Source organism: Paenibacillus sp. FSL H8-0260 (genome assembly GCF_045040625.1).
Taxonomy (GTDB): domain Bacteria; phylum Bacillota; class Bacilli; order Paenibacillales; family Paenibacillaceae; genus Paenibacillus_AQ; species Paenibacillus_AQ odorifer.
The window spans coordinates 2645489-2662841 of the sequence record NZ_CP150298.1 but is presented as its reverse complement, the minus strand read 5'-3'; the positions used below and the strand labels follow the sequence as shown (position 1 = coordinate 2662841).

Genomic DNA, 17353 nt, shown 5'->3' with positions numbered 1-17353 from the left:
TTCACACCAGCTTAAAGGGTGATCCAGTAGTTACATTTTTCATTCTCAATGCCATGTAGTATTCCTTTGTTCGCTTCAATAACCTTTCTCGAAGATATATTGTCCGGCTCACAAGTCAGCATGACCTTTTCAATCCCCATGTCCGCAGCTTTATTTAACAGCTCTGCCAAAAAAATCGTACCATAACCCTTTCCTCTTTCACTGGGTCTGATACTATAACCGATGTGTCCACCGGACTTCCTCAATTGATCATTTAAGGAATGTCTTAGTTTTCCGACACCAACGGGATAAGCGTCAATCAGTAGCCAGTAGTTGGTTTGTGCTACATACTGTGGCGGAAGATTATCACCTTGTGAAAGTGCTATCCGATCCCGGATGAAATCAGGAAATTGACTGTAAGCCAGATCAAATCCGTTATTGACGAATCCATTCTCCCCCGGACCTATCTCCACAATCAGCTCAAAAATATCGCGTCCATCTGAAACACTAGCTTCCTTTAGCTCAACGAGCATAATCATCCCCACCTAGAACGTTATTAATAACTTCCCTATCAAAATTTACCGCAAAAGAGACCGGCATGCATTATTTAATTGCACATTCTACAACTAAAATGAACTTCAATGCTCACGCCTAATGTGTTAAGTGTACTTTGTGCAATTAAATTCGCCCAATTTAGCTGAATCAGCTAAATACGAGAGAAATAGTTGTACGAAGTACATCTATTTCACCGTAGTGAGAGTAAAGTAGCAATTTAGTTGTATGAAATACACTTATCTGGTCTGAACCCTTCTTTTCACAGGAATGTTCCTATTGCGCGCTCCTCCTTCCCCACTCTCGTAGTATACTTATTGGAATAAGATACAGATGTTGTATTTTCACTAAGGAGGTTTGTGATGGTAAATAGCTTTAAGAATGCCAAGGCGCAAGAACGAGTGTGGCAATCCTACCAACAGCTAGTTGATCAGTGGCCTATTCCTCTTGAAGAGCTCGATCTCCCAACCACATATGGGCTGACGCATTGTATCCTTACCGGGCAAAAGAGTAATCCCCCTTTATTTCTGTTTCATGGCGTTGGTGATAACTCGGTGGTCATGTGGCTCCTTAACATCGAGGAATTATCGCGGTATTTTTACTGCGTTGCTATTGATACTCTGGGCGGACCCGGAAAAAGCATTCCTAATGCGCACTTTAATAAACAAAAGTTTGAGCAGGTGGAATGGATTAATGAAATAGCCAAACATCTGAGCATTGACATCTTTAATATTGCAGGGGTGTCAAATGGCGCCTATATTGCTTTTAATTATGCAACCAAGCAACCGGACAAAGTGAACCGTGTGATTTGTTTGGAAGGCGGAATGGTCACCACACCCATCAAAGCCATGCTGCAAACGCTAATGATGATGTTCCCAGAGATTCTGATTCCCACGGATCGCAATTTACTGAAAGTGCTGAAGAAGTTAAGTGCGCCTGACTCCCCTTTATTTGACAATCACCCAGAAGTAGCTGCTCATCTAATCCTTTTAATGCGAGCTCATAATCAGCAAGCTATGTTTGTTCATAAGCTTCAAAAATACGATAAAAACGCCGCAGTTGCCGTCAGAGATAAGCTCTATTTTTTAGTAGGAGAACACGCGTTAAAACAATCAAAGGATTTCATAGATATTTTAGAGGATGGAAAGTTTCATTACCAAGTGATCCCCCGTGCGGGACACGGCATTAATCATGAGCAACCGGATAGAGTCAACACTGAAATCATCAATTTCCTGACCCGCGATAATGATAAATCACTTGCATCCTTATGAAAGCGTTACTATTATGAAGGTTATTACTCATACTTACTCTATTAAAGGAGAGGTTACTCATCAGATACGGAACTCTGGCCCACACATTTGGCTGCCTGCCGCTCAAGTCGTTAACTGCAACCCTTCAGAATTATGATATCGATTTTGTTCAGCTTGCATTATCCAAAACCATTCAGGACATCGACACTTCTACCGGTAAACTAAGTCCAGGTCTTGCCAGCTATATTGGCGAACAATTTGACAAAGCAGGAATACGTATCGGTGTTTTGGGCTGTTACATCAACCCTGTTCATCCGGATCCTGTCATCCGGAGAGCTGAGATCAATCGTTTTAAAGAGCATCTTCGTTATGCACGCCAATTCGGCGCACCTATGGTGGCAACAGAAACAGGTGCGCTGACTACTTTTCAAGCACAAGATCCGATCCATTACGAAGCTATCGGCTGGGATACGTTAAGGGCAACTGTAGAAGAACTTGCAGAGGAAGCTGAAAAATGGGGCGTTTTTCTAGGACTAGAAGGGGTCTGCACACATACACTTTCTACACCAGACAAGATGCGCCGCATCTTAGATGAAGTCCCATCAAGCTGTATAGGTGTTGTATTGGACCCTTGTAATTTTATTGGCACGGCTGCGCATTTGCAGGATCAAATTGTCGATGATTCCTTCAGATTATTCGGCGACCGTATCATTCTGGCGCATTTAAAAGATATCTATCAAGATGGTGAAAAAGCATACCACGGAAAAGCAGGCAGCGGAGTATTCCATACCGAGGCTTTCCTGCGCAAACTCCAAGAATATAAGCCAATGATCGATGTGTCATTAGAAGATATCAAGGATCTGGAGGTTAATGAAACCGTTGCTTTACTGAAGAAGCTTGCACCTATAACATAATAAAAATCCATTTCTGAGGATAGGTGTTAGCAGCAGCTGCGCATCTATCCCCAGCTTTATCTATGCTCAAAAATAATGTTTCCAGTTATTGAGCAGATGATCATCCTCTTTCTGCAGCAATTTAGAGGCATATACGATTTGACCTGTATGATAGGAATAATGCTCTGCCGCTCCGATCATAATCTTTTGAATACTCCAAGTATAATTCTCCATTCCAGCCCCCTCAGGGAAACTAATGGTGACCTCCTGTTCTAGATCAGCCTTCGTCAAATTGCCCACCACCGAACGGCTTTCTTCCCTCATACTCCCCCCTCTTCCTTCTCCTTTTGTTTATAAACTTGATAAATGGTACTTTTCTATAGGAGCTGAATAAAATAAAAAAAGGAACGATTGAATCATATTTTTTCATATTATAGCTCTAACTTGGAAGGGACGGGATTATCAATGCAATTCACATTCCCTATTCTGACCTTATCTCATGGCGGAGCACAACGTATGCTAGTAGAGCTCACCAATGGGCTGACAGACTTGGGTCATCAGGTCAATCTCCTTTTGCCTGTGGATGGCGCTATTTCTTATGATGTGCGCGCAAACGTAATCCGCTCCTCACATATGAATATTCACGAGCATGACTTTCCTCCCGGAGACGTCATTGTTTCTAATTATTTTACAACTGTCCCCATCGCCCAAGCAGCAAGCCAACAAGGAAAAGGGGTTCATGTACGTTTATCTTTATGTTATGAGCCACCTTTTTTACCGGATAACGGACGCTCCTTCCCCTCCTATCACATCACTGAGCATCTAATCGTTTTATCACGTTGGCAGCAGGAGCTGATCCGTTTAAATCATGGTATCACCGGCAGTATCGTACCCATTGGCATTAGCTCCTCTTTTAAAAATATGAATATCCGTCACAGTCTTCAAGAGCCTTTAAACATAACAGCTATATTAAGAAAAACAGAACGAGGTTTCTCCTGGCACCGTGAACAAGATTATCTTATAGAACAGCTGGATTACGTAAAAAGCCAATATCCCGATGTAAATATTAACTTCATCAGTCCGCCTGACGAGTTCAACACCTCAGAAATTCTCCAAAGAATGAAAGCTACTGGCAAATATCGGTTCTTTACGCCAGCAAATGATGAGGAGCTCTGCTATCACTATAACGGTGCGGATATTTTTGTTAGCTCAAGTATTTTTGATACAGGCTCTTTACCGGGACTTGAGGCCATGCGTTGTGGAGCAGCGTTAGTCTGTGTATATTCGGGCGGGAATATGGAATACGCCCATCACAAGAAAAACTGTTTGCTCTCTTATCGATATGAGAACCGGCTCGGTGAAGATGTCATCCGCTTAATACGTGATCCCAACTTAAGAACTAAATTAGCGGAGCAGGGGGAAAGATATTCGCGCAAATGGACTTGGGAAAATAGTGTCAGATTATTTGAACAAGCGATCACAGATTTATTATAAAAATATAAAAAAGCAAGTCTCCGATGGCTGAGATTTGCTTTTTTTTGATCCAAAAGAATCATTGACTAGAGAAATAATACAAGATATTATGTAAGCGTTATCAATTGCAAAATAATGAAACACTTTAGGGAAATCTAAACTAAAAGGAGAAGGAATATGGCGAAAAAAGGTAGGCAAGGTTATCGGTTGTTATTGTTGTCTTTTTTAATGCTTTTTACAACTGTTTTCTCAGCAGGATCGCAAGCTTATGCAGCAACCTGGAATCTGACTGGAGATACCAACGTACACGACCCTTCATATATCAAAGAGGGAAACACACATTGGGTATTCAGCACGGGATCAGGTCTCCAAGTGATGTTTTCAAACGATGGAACGAACTATATTCGCTCCCTCCCGATTTATAACTCGAAACCCTCCTGGTGGAGCTCTTACGTTCCCAATCAAGAAGGGCTAGATGTATGGGCTCCAGAAATTTTCTACTATAACGGTACCTATTACCTCTATTATTCTATCTCCACATTCGGCTCAAGAGTGTCTGCTATTGGTTTAGTAACTACTAAATCGATCTCCGGGGGAAAATGGACGGACCAAGGTGTCGTTATCTCGTCAAATGACGCCTCCAATTATAACGCCATTGATCCTAACATTACGGCAGATGCTAACGGAAACCTATGGATGACCTTCGGTTCCTGGAGCAACGGGATTTACATTACCTCCATCAACAAAACAACCATGAAGCCAACGGGCAACTCCTATCGCATTGCCACTAAATCCGGGGGGATTGAAGGCTCCAGCATGGTTTACAATCCAAATACCGGATATTATTATCTATTCGTATCCATTGGCCAATGCTGCTCAGGCGTAAACAGCACCTATAAAATTGCAGTGGGACGCTCAACCAGCGTACTGGGTCCTTTCTATGCAAAGGACGGTACTGATATGAAAAATGGCGGGGCTACGGTCATCGATAGCGGCAACAGTTTTTGGGCGGGTCCTGGTGGACAGGATATATACGGAACCAACGTTATCGTCCGCCATGCTTACAGTGTCGCCGAGAATGGTGCACCCAAATTGTTAATCAGTGATCTCGAATGGGATTCAGCTGGCTGGCCTTACTATAATTAACGTCTAATCGAGGAGTTGCCCCTAAGCCCTATTCTGTGATTTATGGGGCAGCTTCTTTTTACTGCTAAACCTTCTACTCTCTCTTTCGATAAATACCTGGCGAGACACCATAACGCTCCCGAAACACCCTGTGAAAATAGGTATAACTTCCAAACCCCGTCTCCTCTGCTATACGCTCTAAGGTGTAATTGGTATTGTCCATTAATCTCAGTGCCATCGCAAGCCGGATTTGCCCCGCATATTGCATAATAGAATAACCGAATTGGATTTTGAATACATGCACGGCCCTTGTCACACTAATTCCAGCATGAGCGGCTACGTCCTTTAGTCTGATCTCTGAAGTAGCATGCTCCTCCACATAACTCTTCATCTTAAGTCCGTGTAGAAGTGAAGCCGAAGATGATGCAGGTGCCTCTTCCATAGCCCGATCTAACAGCAAACATAAAGCTTTAAATAGCGCTTCAAGTATTTCAGGGCTACCCCCGTCTAGTCTTCTATTCTCCAGATCAAGCTGTTGCCATATACTTTGCAGCTTACCATCATCCGCAATTCTTACCTTTTTGGGTCGCTCACGCACGTTCCACCAGTGGTCCACCCATTCCCCTGTACACATCACAAAATAGTCCACACTATGTCCCAGAGGACTTTTCTTTTCACCGATTCTCAGATCATATATATCATAGGGCTTAAATAATAGTAGATCCCCAGGTACTACGGTAGTCATTTCTCCATCAATGAGGACTTCACATTCCCCTTCGGCTTGCAGCCTGATGATATAGGTATCCAACCCACTGCGATATAGTTGCCGAAAAGGCTGAGTATGGCGGATAAATCCACACAAACTAATTTGAACGCTGTTTGTTTCCATCGCATTTTCTCCTCTTTCCATAGTAATCAATGACCAGATTGTTGAGGTTCTTAGCCATATAGTTTCTTCAAAGTGCAGTGAATCTCCTTCTATAATAAAGACAGAATTCATATGTAGGAGGTTATCAACCATTATGAGTAAAACTATTCGCGTCATTCAAACCGCTAAAGAAACCACGGATCGTTTAACAGAAAAGGACCCTCTGATTTTCCTTCCCGATACGTCAGGAGTCGAATCAGAGCTAATCAATATCTATGATGATCTGGAGTATCAAGAAATTGAAGGCTTTGGTGGAGCCCTTACGGAGTCCTCTGCCGTTACTATCGCTAAACTTAGTGAAGCTAAACAAAAAGAAATCATTGACGCTTATTTTCATCCTGAGCACGGCATCGGATACACCCTTTGCCGCTCACACATCCAAAGCTGCGACTTCTCACTGGGCAACTATGCTTATGTAGAGGAAGGCGATGCGGAGCTACGTTCATTCGATATTTCCAGAGATCACGAATCAATTATCCCCCTCATAAAAAATGCTGCCGCAGCAGTAGGTGAAGATTTTCGTCTGTTCTCTTCCCCATGGAGTCCTCCAGCGTTCATGAAGACAAACGGGCAAATGAACGGAGGCGGAGCTCTTAAGCCTGAATATCGTGAGGCTTGGGCTAACATGTTCGTTAAATATATTGAGGCGTACGCTGCAGAAGGGATTGATATCTGGGCTGTCAGTGTTCAGAATGAAGCCAAAGCTGTACAAAGATGGGATTCCTGCCTGTATACCGCTGAAGAAGAAAAGGATTTTGTGCGTGACTACTTGGGACCTGCTCTGGAACAAGCGGGCTTGGGCCATGTAAAAGTTATGATCTGGGATCATAACAAAGAACGGGTATATGACCGTGCTAAGGTTGCTTTTGAAGATCAAGCAGCGTCCAAATACATATGGGGAATCTGCTTCCATTGGTATTCCGGTGATCACTTCGAAGCCCTCTCTGCTGTACATGATCGTTTCCCAGATAAAAAGCTGTTCTTCAGCGAAGGCTGCCAAGAAGGTGGCGTTCATCTCGGCTCATGGAACACCGGTGAACGTTACGGACATGATATCATTGGCAATCTGAACAACTGGATGTCGAGCTGGACAGACTGGAACATTGTCTTGGATGAGCAAGGTGGACCTAATCATGTAGGAAATTACTGTGACGCTCCAATTATCGGAGATACCAAAAACGATGAAATTACTTTTGAGAGCTCTTTCTATTACATCGGGCACTTCAGTAAATATATTCGTCCGGGTGCTAAACGCATTGGTTTCTCCAAATATACAGATAAGCTTGAAACAACAGCTTTCCGCAACCCTGATGGCACTATTGCTGTTATCGTTATGAATCGCACAGAGCAAGAGCTTCCATTCACCCTGCGCTTCCATGACGAACTGGCTGAGAACATGATTCCGGCTCATGCCATTCAAACCCTGCTAATTAAGTAGCAGCGGTTCATTCCTAATAAAAAAAAGGTTCTCTTTATGCCAGCGCACAGAGAGAACCTCCTTTTTTATTAAATTCAATGAAATAGTGCTTAAAGTCTTGCCGATAGTATTTCACATAACGCTCCATACAGTGTATGTTCAAGATCCAACGAGGCAAGAGAAGCCAGGGCCGCCATCGGCGTTACTGCTGCTTTGACTACATGGTAAATTTGCTCTTTCAATTGGAAAAGAATTTGCGCACGGTTCAGAAGGCTGAACACCTCATCATCTACGGAATTCACCGCAATCCGGGCATCTGTGAACGTTACCTCCAATGAATGCTCTACCGCTTGATCCGAAATCATGATCGTAAGCGTATGTGTAGCCTCATCATAGTCCATGTTTGCTTCGATTTCTGTGCCGCCAGCGAATACCTGTACCTTCGTATCAGCAAAACCAACAAAGGACAGCTTCCACGATCTCCGCTCAGGCACAACCTTTGTATTTCCCTTAGCAGAGAGGATCTTGAAGCTCGCTCTATCCCCCATTTCCAGGATCATTTCTGTATCACACCATTGATCGTCCTGATCCTCCGCAGTATCGCCCTCATCCTCCCAGAGATGAAAATGACCCCTTCCTCCCGCAAATACACGGACCTCCATATGCCTCGGATTATCCACTGAAGAGGTAAATTGCGTCAGATCTGCCATGGGCACAATAGCACCCGCTTTAGCTAATACAGGGATATTCTCAAGATTGCGATAAAGAGAAAGCTTTCTGCCACCGTCGTACACTCTTCCGTTAAAAAAATCTATCCAAATCCCTTCAGGTAACCAAGCCTTAAATTCGGCAACGCCTACCTTTGGGTTGACCGGCTGTGTAATCGGACAGGCAATAAGTTCCGTTCCGAAATAATATTCATTGGGCACTTCATAGGCTTCATTCGACAACGCATGATGATAATACATCGGTCGGATTAACGGAAGACTATCGCGGCTGGCGTAGCGATTCATGGTGTACAGATAGGGAAGTAAACTATGCCGCAAGCGCAGGCAATCCTTCATCACATCTTCCGCAATCTTATTGAATCGCCATGGCTCCTTACTGTTAAAGGCACTAGCAGAACTATGTAACCGCAGAATAGGTGAAAACACACCGAATTGCACCCAGCGCATTGCCAACTCATCGTCTAAATAACCATTCATATGGCCCCCGATATCATGGCTCCACCAACCATATCCCACGTTGGCGGCGTTGGCTGTGAAGTATGGCTGGAAATCCAGCGACTCCCAAGTGACAATGGTATCTCCAGAGAAGCCCACAGGATAACGATGGCTGCCAAGACCTGCATAACGGGAAAAAGTAATCTGCCGGTTGCCTCGCCGGCCGCTATCCAGATAGTGATAATGGTTCAGCATCCAAAGCGGATCTAGTCCCGGTACTTTAGTCACTCCACCCTGCTGCCAATCAATCCACCAGAAGTCCACACCTTCATCCTCTAGCGGATGATGCAGAAACTTAAAGTATGCCTGTAAAAAATCCGGGTCCGTAATATCAAATTCCACAGCATCCCCTTTTTCCGGGTCCATCCCCATCTCCGCAGCAATGGCCAGATAAGGATCTTCAAACGCCCGTACACCGTCTGCTGGATGTACGTTGAGCGTTACTCGAAGACCTTTTTCATGCAGCCATGCCAAAAATCTTTGAGGCTCCGGAAACAGTTCCCGGTTCCAGGTATAACCCGTCCAGCCACTGCCATACTGCGGATCAATATCGACGAGATGCCAATCCATATCTATAACAGCGACGGAAAACGGAATTCGCTCGAGCTCAAACCGCTCCATTAACGCTTTGTATTCTTCTTCTGAATATCGGTAATAACGGCTCCACCAGTTGCCAAGGGCATAACGTGGCAATAGGGGCGTACGACCGCAAAGGTGATAGAAATCCTTCAAGCAGTGCAAATAATCATGACCGTATCCAAAAAAATAAACATCGAGGCCAGCCAACGCCCGTAGCTCGACCCGTCCATCCTCTTCCAGTACTAGGGAGGTGCTATCATCAACTAACGTATACCCCGCACGTGAAAGTAGTCCGTGCTCCAGCGGAATGGCACCATCTGCATTATCCAGGGTACGTGCAGTCCCTCCCAAATCTTGGACTGTATCTCCATAATTCCAGACACTCCTTAGGTGACCCGCTTCGTTTCTCACCCGAACATTGAGACCATGCCGGGAGAAAGGCTGCTTGTCATAAGTTAAATGCAGGCGCTCCGTAATCAACTCAAGTTTATTCCCCAGATCCATTACGCGGAACTCTGGAACCGGGAAATTGCGATTCACAACGGTCTGCGACGCCCGATCTTCGAAAAAACCTTCCTCACTATATTCCATCCGGATAAGCTCCGGAGTTAAGACAGTGAACCGATAGCACTCCCCCTGAATAATCGCGTCAGCATTACTGCCTGGTTCAGAATGCAGCTTTAATTGGGACGCCAAAGGGGTTGGCTCTTTCATTATATTTCCCATCAAGTAAAAACCTCATTTCTTGTTATTCAACGCCCATATAACGGCTGAAAGCATCTGTCCGAATTTTCACCATCTTTTCGAGGCCCATCCCCCGTAGCTGCTTCACATAGTCATCCCACTGCTCGTCAATAACACCTGAGATTATAAATTGAGCACGCATTGTATTGACGTAACTATCAATATCGGTGGTCAAGGTCGGCAGCTCCTGAAACTCTTCTGCAGTGTACATTACGTTGGGGAAAGGTGGTGTTGTGTAGTCACTTCCCAGCTTATCGAGTTGTAGCTTCAGTCCATCTCCGGTTTTAGGATTTAGAAAGATGGTCTTTTCAAAAGCTGGGCTTACATATTTCGGCCCAAAATCCCGGAGTGACTGTTCCCAATACCAAGCATCCGCACTGGTGCCGGTTGGAGGGTCCATCAATGTATACGTACCGTTGTCATTTTTCTTAATCACCGTTCCAATGGCACCCCAGAAATTCTGAATGCTGGCTTCATTGGTATAGAACTGATCCGCCCAGCGTGCAGCAATTTCTGGATACTTGCAGGATGTGGTGATCAACAGCTCATTGCGTTCCAGATTCATCCCATACGGGTTCCCAACGGTGTAGCGCTTCCCGTCTGGTCCAGCAATTGGCGGAATGGTCACATATTGATCACTCCATTTGCCAAACATAGCGTCTGGCGTCCACTGATAAGAGAAGCCTACGATTGGGGCATCCGGATTTAGAAACTTTGCCGATCTCATCGTTTCGTCTTGAGTGAATACTTCTTTATCAAGTAATCCGTCTTTAAACAATTTGCTCTCCCATTTGAGCCCTTCTTTGTACTCCTCTGAAATCGGGTAATAAACCGCATTTCCGTCCTTGACCACCATGAAGTTATTATTCAAATCTGCAATTCCGAAAGGACTGATTAGATCATTACTTAATTCGATAAAAGGAATCTCATCCTGTTTTCCGTTTCCATTCGGATCTTGTTCTTTGAATGCTTTTAGCACGTTATAAAGATCGTCTATCGTATCCGGTACCTTCAAACCCAATTTGTCCAGCCAGGTTTTATTAATCACAGGCTGACGTGAGCTTTTAGGACGTGAGGGTAATCTTGCAGGCAGCGAGTAGATTTTCCCGTCAGGAAAGGTGCTGATTTTTTTCATTTCCGGTGTTTCTTCCATAGCTGCTTTGAGATTAGGCATGTTTTGCTCAATATAATCATCTAGCGGCCGAAATAAGCTTAAATTATTGACGATATCCGCATCTCCAAAGGTCTGACTCCCTAAAATGATATCTGGAAGTGTGCCGCTGGCCAGCATAATAGACTTCCGTTCACTCCAATCATTGGAGGACATCACCTGCCACTCGATTTTGACATTCGTGTTCTTCTCCAAATCCTTGAGCCATTGATTCTCGGTAAAAGAAACTCCCATGCTTACCCACCGGACAGTGAGTACTTTCAGCGTCACAGGCTTATCCACTATCGGCAATCCTTCTTTGTTAAATCCGCCCGGCTCAGGTTCAACAGAATTAACCCCATTGCTCCCTTTACAGGCAGTAAGGCTAGCAAGCAACGTTGTCACTAAAAGAATGACGGTGATTGTTCTATATATCCTGTTTTTTTGTTGCTTTTTCATAACGTTCTTGCTCCTTACGAATGAATGTTAGTAGAATAGCCGAATGTACTATTCCTTCACTGCGCCGATCATTACCCCTTGGTTAAAGTATTTTTGTACAAAGGGGTACACACACATAATCGGAACCGTTGCCACGATAATAACAGAATACCGCATCATATTGGCGAGTCGTAGTGCGATTTGCGCAGCTTCCCCGGTTCCCATCCCCGATTGCATCTGATTGGTGATCAGAATATTTCGCAGAATCAGCTGCAAGGGATACATATTAGGATTTTTCAAATAGATCAAGGCATTAAAATATGAATTCCAGTAACCAACGGCGATCCATAGACCCAGCACGGCAATAATCGCCTTCGATAGTGGCAAAACGATCTGTACAAAATATCGAAGATTTCCACAACCATCGATCTGTGCAGCTTCCCATAAATCTCCCGGAATACTCGACTGAAAAAAGGTGCGGGCAACGATAATGTTAAACACCCCAACGGAGAAAGGCAGTACCATCACCAGAAATGTGTCGTACAGATGGAAATCACGGATCGTTAGAAAAGTCGGAATTAACCCCCCATTAAAAAACATCGTAAAGATGAAAAACAGGGAAAGATATTTTCGCCCCACAAGATCCTTTCTGGACAACGCATAGGCCGCAGAAATATTTACAATTAAACCGATTGCCGTCCCTACCACCGTATACATGATGGTATTCCAGTAACCGATCCAAATATTTTCATGACGCAGCAGCTCTTTGTAACCATCGAAGGTGAACCCTTTAGGAAATAACCAAACCTGCCCCCCCGCCACCGCGGAAGGATCACTGAACGAAGCAATGACGATAAAATATAGCGGATAAATTAAGATAACTAGAAAAATTGCTGATATAACATACATCACTATTTCCATTATAGTATCCGAAGAACGATTCTTCTTTATTTTCCCCATATTCCCTTTAGTAACTGTCTCTAAACCTCCCATTTCAATACTCCTCCCTTCTACCACAAGCTATTTTCGCTTAGTTTTTTAGAAATCTGATTGACCATGATCAATAAAATAAAATTAATAACGGTGTTGAACAGGTTGATCGCCGAGGAAAAGCTGTATTGACTGCTGAGCAAGCCAATTTTGTAGACATAAGTAGAAAGAATTTCGCTTGAAGTGATGTTCAAGTCATTTTGCATTAAGTACACTTTTTCAAAACCAACCCCAAGCAATCCACCGACCCGCAAAATAAGCAAGGTTATCGCTGTTGGCATCAGCATCGGAATATCAATATAACGAATTTTATGCATCCGGCTTGCTCCGTCTACGGTTGCCGCCTCGTACAAGCTAGGATCAACTGCGGAGAGCGCAGCGATAAAGATAATGCTGTCCCAGCCGACATGCTGCCACACATCCGACCAAACATATACACTGCTGAATAATCCAGCAGAGCCAATCAGATCAGGAGCCTCTTTTCCAAAAAGACTATATATATTGCCCAGCAGTCCGGTGCTAGGTGAGAACAAAATCATCATTAAACCCACCATTACTACTGTGGAGATAAAGTGCGGCATATAGGACACCGTCTGGAAAAAACGTCTGAACCGGTTAGGTCTCATCTGGTTAACCATCAGCGCCAGTATAATTGGAATCGGAAAGGTAATCAGACTGTACACACTGATGATCAATGTGTTTTTAATCGTTGATGAAAATTGATAGGAATGAAAAAATTTCTCGAAGTACTTGAATCCAGCCCAAGGGCTGCCTCCAATTCCCAACGCCGGGCTATAATCCTTGAAAGCAATCAGCACCCCGTACATTGGCTTGTACGCGAATAATAACGTCAGAACTACAGCAGGAAAAAGCAATAGATAGAGACCCCAATTTTGTTTGATTTGTCCGAATTTCCGCCCGAAATGAAGTGGACCAGATTTCATGACATCCCCTCCTTATTTAAAATAGAGAATGCTACCCCACAGCTATCCTGCAGGGCAGCACCTTTTTCGAAAGACGAATAGGTTATTTCACGTTCATATAACGGCTGTAAGCATCCGTGCGAATCTTAACTAACTTTTCAAGTCCCATTTTATTAAGCTTGCTCACATAAGCATCCCAGCCCTCGTCAATTCCGCCTTTGCTAATAAATTGCGCCCGCATAGTATTCACATAGCTGTCGATATCCGTAGTCAAGGTTGGCAGCTCCTCGAACTCCTCAGAAGTGTACATTACGTTAGGGAAAGGTGTGGTTACATATTCACTGCCCAGCTTATCCAGCTGCAGCTTCAGTCCATCTCCACTTTCAGGGTTCAGGACAATTTTCGATTCAAAGGATGGGCTCACATATTTCGGTCCAAAATCACGTAGCGATTGATCCCAATACCAAGCATCTGCGCTGGTTCCAGCTGGTGGATCCATCAACGTATAAGTGCTATCATCGTTTTTCTTAATAACCGTTCCAATCGCACCCCAGAAATTCTGAATGCTCGCTTCGTCAGTGTAGAACTGATCTGCCCAACGTGCAGCAACCTCAGGATATTTGCAGGATGTAGTGATCAGCAGCTCATTACGGTTAAGATTCATCCCAATCGGATTCCCGATCGTATAACGTTTACCATCTGGTCCGGCAATCGGTGGAATCGTCACATATTGATCGCTCCATTTTCCAAACACGGCGTCTGGAGTCCACTGGTACGTAAAGCCTACAATTGGAGCATCCGGATTCTGGAACTTAGCCGATCTCATCGTGTCGTCCTGAGTGAATACCTCTTTATCTAGCAAGCCTTCCGCATACAATTTATTTTCCCATTTGAGACCTTCTTTGAACTCCTCCGAAATAGGGAAATATATCGCTTTTCCGTCCTTGATGATCATATTATTGTTATTTAAATCGGCAATTCCGAAAGGACTGATCAAGTCATTACCAATTTCAATAAAAGGAATCTCATCTTGTTTTCCATTCCCATTCGGATCTTGTTCTTTAAAAGCTTTGAGCACGTTATAAAGCTCATCAATCGTTTCAGGCACCTTCAAGCCCAATTTGTCCAGCCAGGTCTTGTTAATCACAGGCTGACGTGAGCTTTTTGGACGTGCAGGAAGTCTTGTTGGCAGGGAGTAGATTTTCCCGTCAGGAAATGTGCTGATTTTTTTCATTTCTGGGGTTTCTTCCATAGCTGCTTTGAGATTAGGCATATTTTGCTCGATATAATCATCAAGCGGCCGGAAAAAGCTCAGATTATTTACGATATCGGCATCCCCAAAGGTTTGATCTCCCAAAACGATATCCGGAAGCGTGCCACTTGCCAGCATAATGGACTTCTGCTCACCCCAGTCATTGGAGGACATTACTTGCCAATCGATTTTGACATTCGTATTTTTCTCCAGATCCTTCAGCCATTGGTTTTGCGTAAAGGTGTCCCCCATACTCCCCCAACGGACAGTCAGCACTTTAAGTGTCACAGGCTCATTCACAATCGGCAGACCTTCTTTGTTATAGCTGCTCGTTTCATTTGTCGCTGCATTATTCCCGTTGTTACCACCGCAGCCAGCAATTCCAAATACCATCGCAGCCGCCAGCAGACCCACAGTCCATTTCTTTGCAGTTTTTTTCTTACTGTGTTGACTCATCTCTTAATCCCCCATTTCAATTTATCAAAATGCATCTGAATAGCTTTATAATAACTTCTTATTTTTTCGTATTCCGGACACATTAAGACGGTTATCCAGACCTTTGAATTCGCTTACAAAAAATACAAAAGCTAAATGCTCTACTTGGGGAGATTTAATAACAGTATCCCGACTTCTGTATGTGCTATCCGGACTTTGAGGGGAATCGATAGCGAGTTCTTATGTTTTTTTCACGCAGAGGTTTTATAATGACTTTATGATCAAAAAAACAGCGAAACACAAAACCTACCCCATTCGCCATTATATAAAAGTCATGATGTTGGTTTCATTCACAGTCCTTATTCTGGATTTAGGAATCAGCATCGCTTCCATTTCCATCGTTAAGCAGCAGTCCACTCGAAATTTGCAGGATACTGCGGCACTTTACATCAATCGTATTAATCATGATTTTGCCTACATTAATCACTATATGGGCTGGACGCTTGGGAACGATGAGAGCTTACTAACGATGAATACTTACGGGGTCAACAGTATCGAGTTCTTAAAAGCAAATGATAATCTGTTCAAACGCTTTACCGAGCTGCAAAAAAACTACGGGCATGAGTATAACTTCTTCTACTATTTGAAAAATGAGACCTATTTTTTGAATTGTGCACCGATCAGCGTAACCTATACGGATTACAGGGAGCTGAAAAAGAAGATTATTTCTTATATTGATGATAAGGAGATGTATGAGAAGTTTTATTCCAAATGGACGCCTATTCTTGTGAACAACCATTATTATGTAATTAATATCGTGCCCTATTACAATCGTTATTTAATTGGACTGATCTCCGCAGATAATCTGATCCGGCCGCTACGCCAAATTAATCTTGGCGCCAATGGTTATGTTTCTCTAGTAGATGAGAATGAACAGCCTTTAACCAGTCCGATCTCCAATAGCGGAACGTTAATAACGGAAAATGGGGGATTCGCTAATCTTTTGCAATCGCGTACAACCATCAACAGCGCATTCTCAGACACCACCTTCAGCACCAAAATGGTCATTAAATATAGCATATTCGAAAAAATCATGATTGCCCAGCTGCTTATTATGTTATTGTTCTTCATTGTGACCTCCACGTTATGCATTGTTCTGCTCTTTTTCAAAAAAAGAGTGTTAGGTCCGATTCAAAGCTTCTCCGATAACCTTGCTTTCATTAATGAGTCTGGGCAACCCGCAGATTTCAAAAGCAGTGAGATTATAGAGCTGGAACAGGCAAACACTCAGTTTAAAGGCTTGGTTGAACAAATCAAAACCTTTAAAATCGCTATGTACGAGCAGGAACTGGAGAAACAAAGAATACAGCTGGACTATATGAAGCTACAGATTAAACCACACTTTTTCTTAAACTGTCTGACTAGCATCTATAGCATGGCGCAAATTCATATGTATAAAGAAATTGAAAATATGACGTTGTCTACCTCTAAGTATTTCCGTTACATTTTTCAGAATGGCGAGAATTTTGTCCGGTTAGAGGATGAAATCGAGCATGTCCGAACCTACTTGGAGATTCAAAAGCAACGTTATCAGGACGCATTTATTTATTACATCGAACAAGAGGATCAGGCAGGCAGTGTGGAAATTCCACCGTTAGTGCTGCAAACCTTTATCGAAAATTCAATTAAATATGCGATTTCACGCGAACATGAAGCCGAGATCAGACTTACAGTACAACGATTACAGATGGAGCAGGAAGAAGAAATACTCGTTATCCAGCTCACCGATACCGGTCCCGGTTTTCCACCTCAGGTGTTAGAGAAACTTAATCTTGGAGAGCCCTTGGATCAAAGTAAAGGTACGCAAATCGGCATTATGAATACGCTTAAAAGACTAGAGTACCTATATTTAAAAAGAGCAACCGTCACCTTCTCCAATTTGGAGGGCGGCGGCGCTAGTGTAATCTTATATCTTCCGAAGCTTCCTAATAAATCTAAATGA

The 17353-nt window shown here is 43.5% G+C and carries 14 protein-coding genes; 6 read left to right on the top strand and 8 right to left on the bottom strand.

What is annotated here, in order from left to right:
- Positions 1-11 precede the first annotated feature (11 nt).
- The gene (locus MHI51_RS11605) at positions 12-512 is read right to left on the bottom strand and encodes a GNAT family N-acetyltransferase (protein ID WP_076218905.1); all 501 of its coding nucleotides are present in this window, start codon (positions 510-512) and stop codon (positions 12-14) included.
- Positions 513-893: 381 nt separating this feature from the next.
- On the opposite strand from MHI51_RS11605, the gene MHI51_RS11600 reads away from it, so the two are divergent.
- Complete coding sequence (locus MHI51_RS11600) at positions 894-1802, top strand: alpha/beta fold hydrolase (RefSeq protein ID WP_076218906.1); 909 nt, start codon at positions 894-896, stop codon at positions 1800-1802.
- A gap of 29 nt (positions 1803-1831) precedes the next feature.
- Complete coding sequence (locus tag MHI51_RS11595; RefSeq protein ID WP_076218907.1) at positions 1832-2695, top strand: sugar phosphate isomerase/epimerase; 864 nt, start codon at positions 1832-1834, stop codon at positions 2693-2695.
- Positions 2696-2761: 66 nt separating this feature from the next.
- Here MHI51_RS11595 and MHI51_RS11590 read toward each other — a convergent pair whose 3' ends face one another.
- Entirely contained in the window at positions 2762-2998 is a 237-nt protein-coding gene (locus MHI51_RS11590; protein WP_340395449.1) for a hypothetical protein, read from the bottom strand.
- 141 nt (positions 2999-3139) lie between these two features.
- Between MHI51_RS11590 and MHI51_RS11585 the strand changes: the two genes are divergently transcribed.
- Together MHI51_RS11585 and MHI51_RS11580 are read left to right on the top strand one after the other, a co-directional pair.
- A complete protein-coding gene (locus MHI51_RS11585) occupies positions 3140-4168 on the top strand; it encodes a glycosyltransferase family 4 protein (RefSeq protein ID WP_342410681.1) in 1029 nt (342 codons plus the stop codon).
- A 156-nt stretch (positions 4169-4324) separates the two neighbouring features.
- A complete protein-coding gene (locus tag MHI51_RS11580) occupies positions 4325-5293 on the top strand; it encodes a glycoside hydrolase family 43 protein (RefSeq protein WP_076130361.1) in 969 nt (322 codons plus the stop codon).
- A gap of 73 nt (positions 5294-5366) precedes the next feature.
- On the opposite strand, the gene MHI51_RS11575 is transcribed toward MHI51_RS11580, so the two are convergent.
- Positions 5367-6161 carry an AraC family transcriptional regulator gene (locus tag MHI51_RS11575; RefSeq protein ID WP_076218910.1) on the bottom strand — a complete coding sequence of 265 codons (795 nt, stop codon included), beginning with the start codon at positions 6159-6161 and terminating at the stop codon, positions 5367-5369.
- A gap of 133 nt (positions 6162-6294) precedes the next feature.
- On the opposite strand from MHI51_RS11575, the gene MHI51_RS11570 reads away from it, so the two are divergent.
- Positions 6295-7638 (top strand): glycoside hydrolase family 30 beta sandwich domain-containing protein, encoded by a 1344-nt coding sequence (locus MHI51_RS11570; protein ID WP_076130363.1) that lies wholly within the window; start codon positions 6295-6297, stop codon positions 7636-7638.
- A gap of 89 nt (positions 7639-7727) precedes the next feature.
- On the opposite strand, the gene MHI51_RS11565 is transcribed toward MHI51_RS11570, so the two are convergent.
- From MHI51_RS11565 to MHI51_RS11545, 5 genes are all read right to left on the bottom strand, one after another.
- Positions 7728-10145, bottom strand: coding sequence for a TIM-barrel domain-containing protein (locus MHI51_RS11565; RefSeq protein WP_405173888.1), 2418 nt, complete (start codon positions 10143-10145; stop codon positions 7728-7730).
- Positions 10146-10167: 22 nt separating this feature from the next.
- Positions 10168-11772: an extracellular solute-binding protein gene (locus MHI51_RS11560; RefSeq protein WP_076218911.1), complete on the bottom strand. Its 1605-nt coding sequence runs from the start codon at positions 11770-11772 to the stop codon at positions 10168-10170.
- Positions 11773-11820: 48 nt separating this feature from the next.
- Positions 11821-12744: a carbohydrate ABC transporter permease gene (locus tag MHI51_RS11555; protein WP_081387666.1), complete on the bottom strand. Its 924-nt coding sequence runs from the start codon at positions 12742-12744 to the stop codon at positions 11821-11823.
- 17 nt (positions 12745-12761) lie between these two features.
- Complete coding sequence (locus MHI51_RS11550) at positions 12762-13685, bottom strand: sugar ABC transporter permease (protein ID WP_036689753.1); 924 nt, start codon at positions 13683-13685, stop codon at positions 12762-12764.
- A gap of 82 nt (positions 13686-13767) precedes the next feature.
- Positions 13768-15372 carry an extracellular solute-binding protein gene (locus MHI51_RS11545; RefSeq protein ID WP_076130367.1) on the bottom strand — a complete coding sequence of 535 codons (1605 nt, stop codon included), beginning with the start codon at positions 15370-15372 and terminating at the stop codon, positions 13768-13770.
- 256 nt (positions 15373-15628) lie between these two features.
- Between MHI51_RS11545 and MHI51_RS11540 the strand changes: the two genes are divergently transcribed.
- On the top strand, positions 15629-17353 hold the full coding sequence (locus tag MHI51_RS11540; protein WP_405173887.1) for a sensor histidine kinase: 1725 nt from the start codon (positions 15629-15631) through the stop codon (positions 17351-17353).

What these genes read in the sequence shown, in the direction of transcription:
- MHI51_RS11605 (WP_076218905.1), bottom strand. Translation starts at nt 512, where the DNA reads ATGCTCGTTGAGCTAAAGGAAGCTAGTGTTTCAGATGGACGCGATATT.
- MHI51_RS11600 (WP_076218906.1), top strand. Translation starts at nt 894, where the DNA reads ATGGTAAATAGCTTTAAGAATGCCAAGGCGCAAGAACGAGTGTGGCAA.
- MHI51_RS11590 (WP_340395449.1), bottom strand. Translation starts at nt 2,998, where the DNA reads ATGAGGGAAGAAAGCCGTTCGGTGGTGGGCAATTTGACGAAGGCTGAT.
- MHI51_RS11585 (WP_342410681.1), top strand. Translation starts at nt 3,140, where the DNA reads ATGCAATTCACATTCCCTATTCTGACCTTATCTCATGGCGGAGCACAA.
- MHI51_RS11580 (WP_076130361.1), top strand. Translation starts at nt 4,325, where the DNA reads ATGGCGAAAAAAGGTAGGCAAGGTTATCGGTTGTTATTGTTGTCTTTT.
- MHI51_RS11575 (WP_076218910.1), bottom strand. Translation starts at nt 6,161, where the DNA reads ATGGAAACAAACAGCGTTCAAATTAGTTTGTGTGGATTTATCCGCCAT.
- MHI51_RS11570 (WP_076130363.1), top strand. Translation starts at nt 6,295, where the DNA reads ATGAGTAAAACTATTCGCGTCATTCAAACCGCTAAAGAAACCACGGAT.
- MHI51_RS11565 (WP_405173888.1), bottom strand. Translation starts at nt 10,145, where the DNA reads ATGGGAAATATAATGAAAGAGCCAACCCCTTTGGCGTCCCAATTAAAG.
- MHI51_RS11560 (WP_076218911.1), bottom strand. Translation starts at nt 11,772, where the DNA reads ATGAAAAAGCAACAAAAAAACAGGATATATAGAACAATCACCGTCATT.
- MHI51_RS11555 (WP_081387666.1), bottom strand. Translation starts at nt 12,744, where the DNA reads ATGGGAGGTTTAGAGACAGTTACTAAAGGGAATATGGGGAAAATAAAG.
- MHI51_RS11550 (WP_036689753.1), bottom strand. Translation starts at nt 13,685, where the DNA reads ATGAAATCTGGTCCACTTCATTTCGGGCGGAAATTCGGACAAATCAAA.
- MHI51_RS11545 (WP_076130367.1), bottom strand. Translation starts at nt 15,372, where the DNA reads ATGAGTCAACACAGTAAGAAAAAAACTGCAAAGAAATGGACTGTGGGT.
- MHI51_RS11540 (WP_405173887.1), top strand. Translation starts at nt 15,629, where the DNA reads ATGATCAAAAAAACAGCGAAACACAAAACCTACCCCATTCGCCATTAT.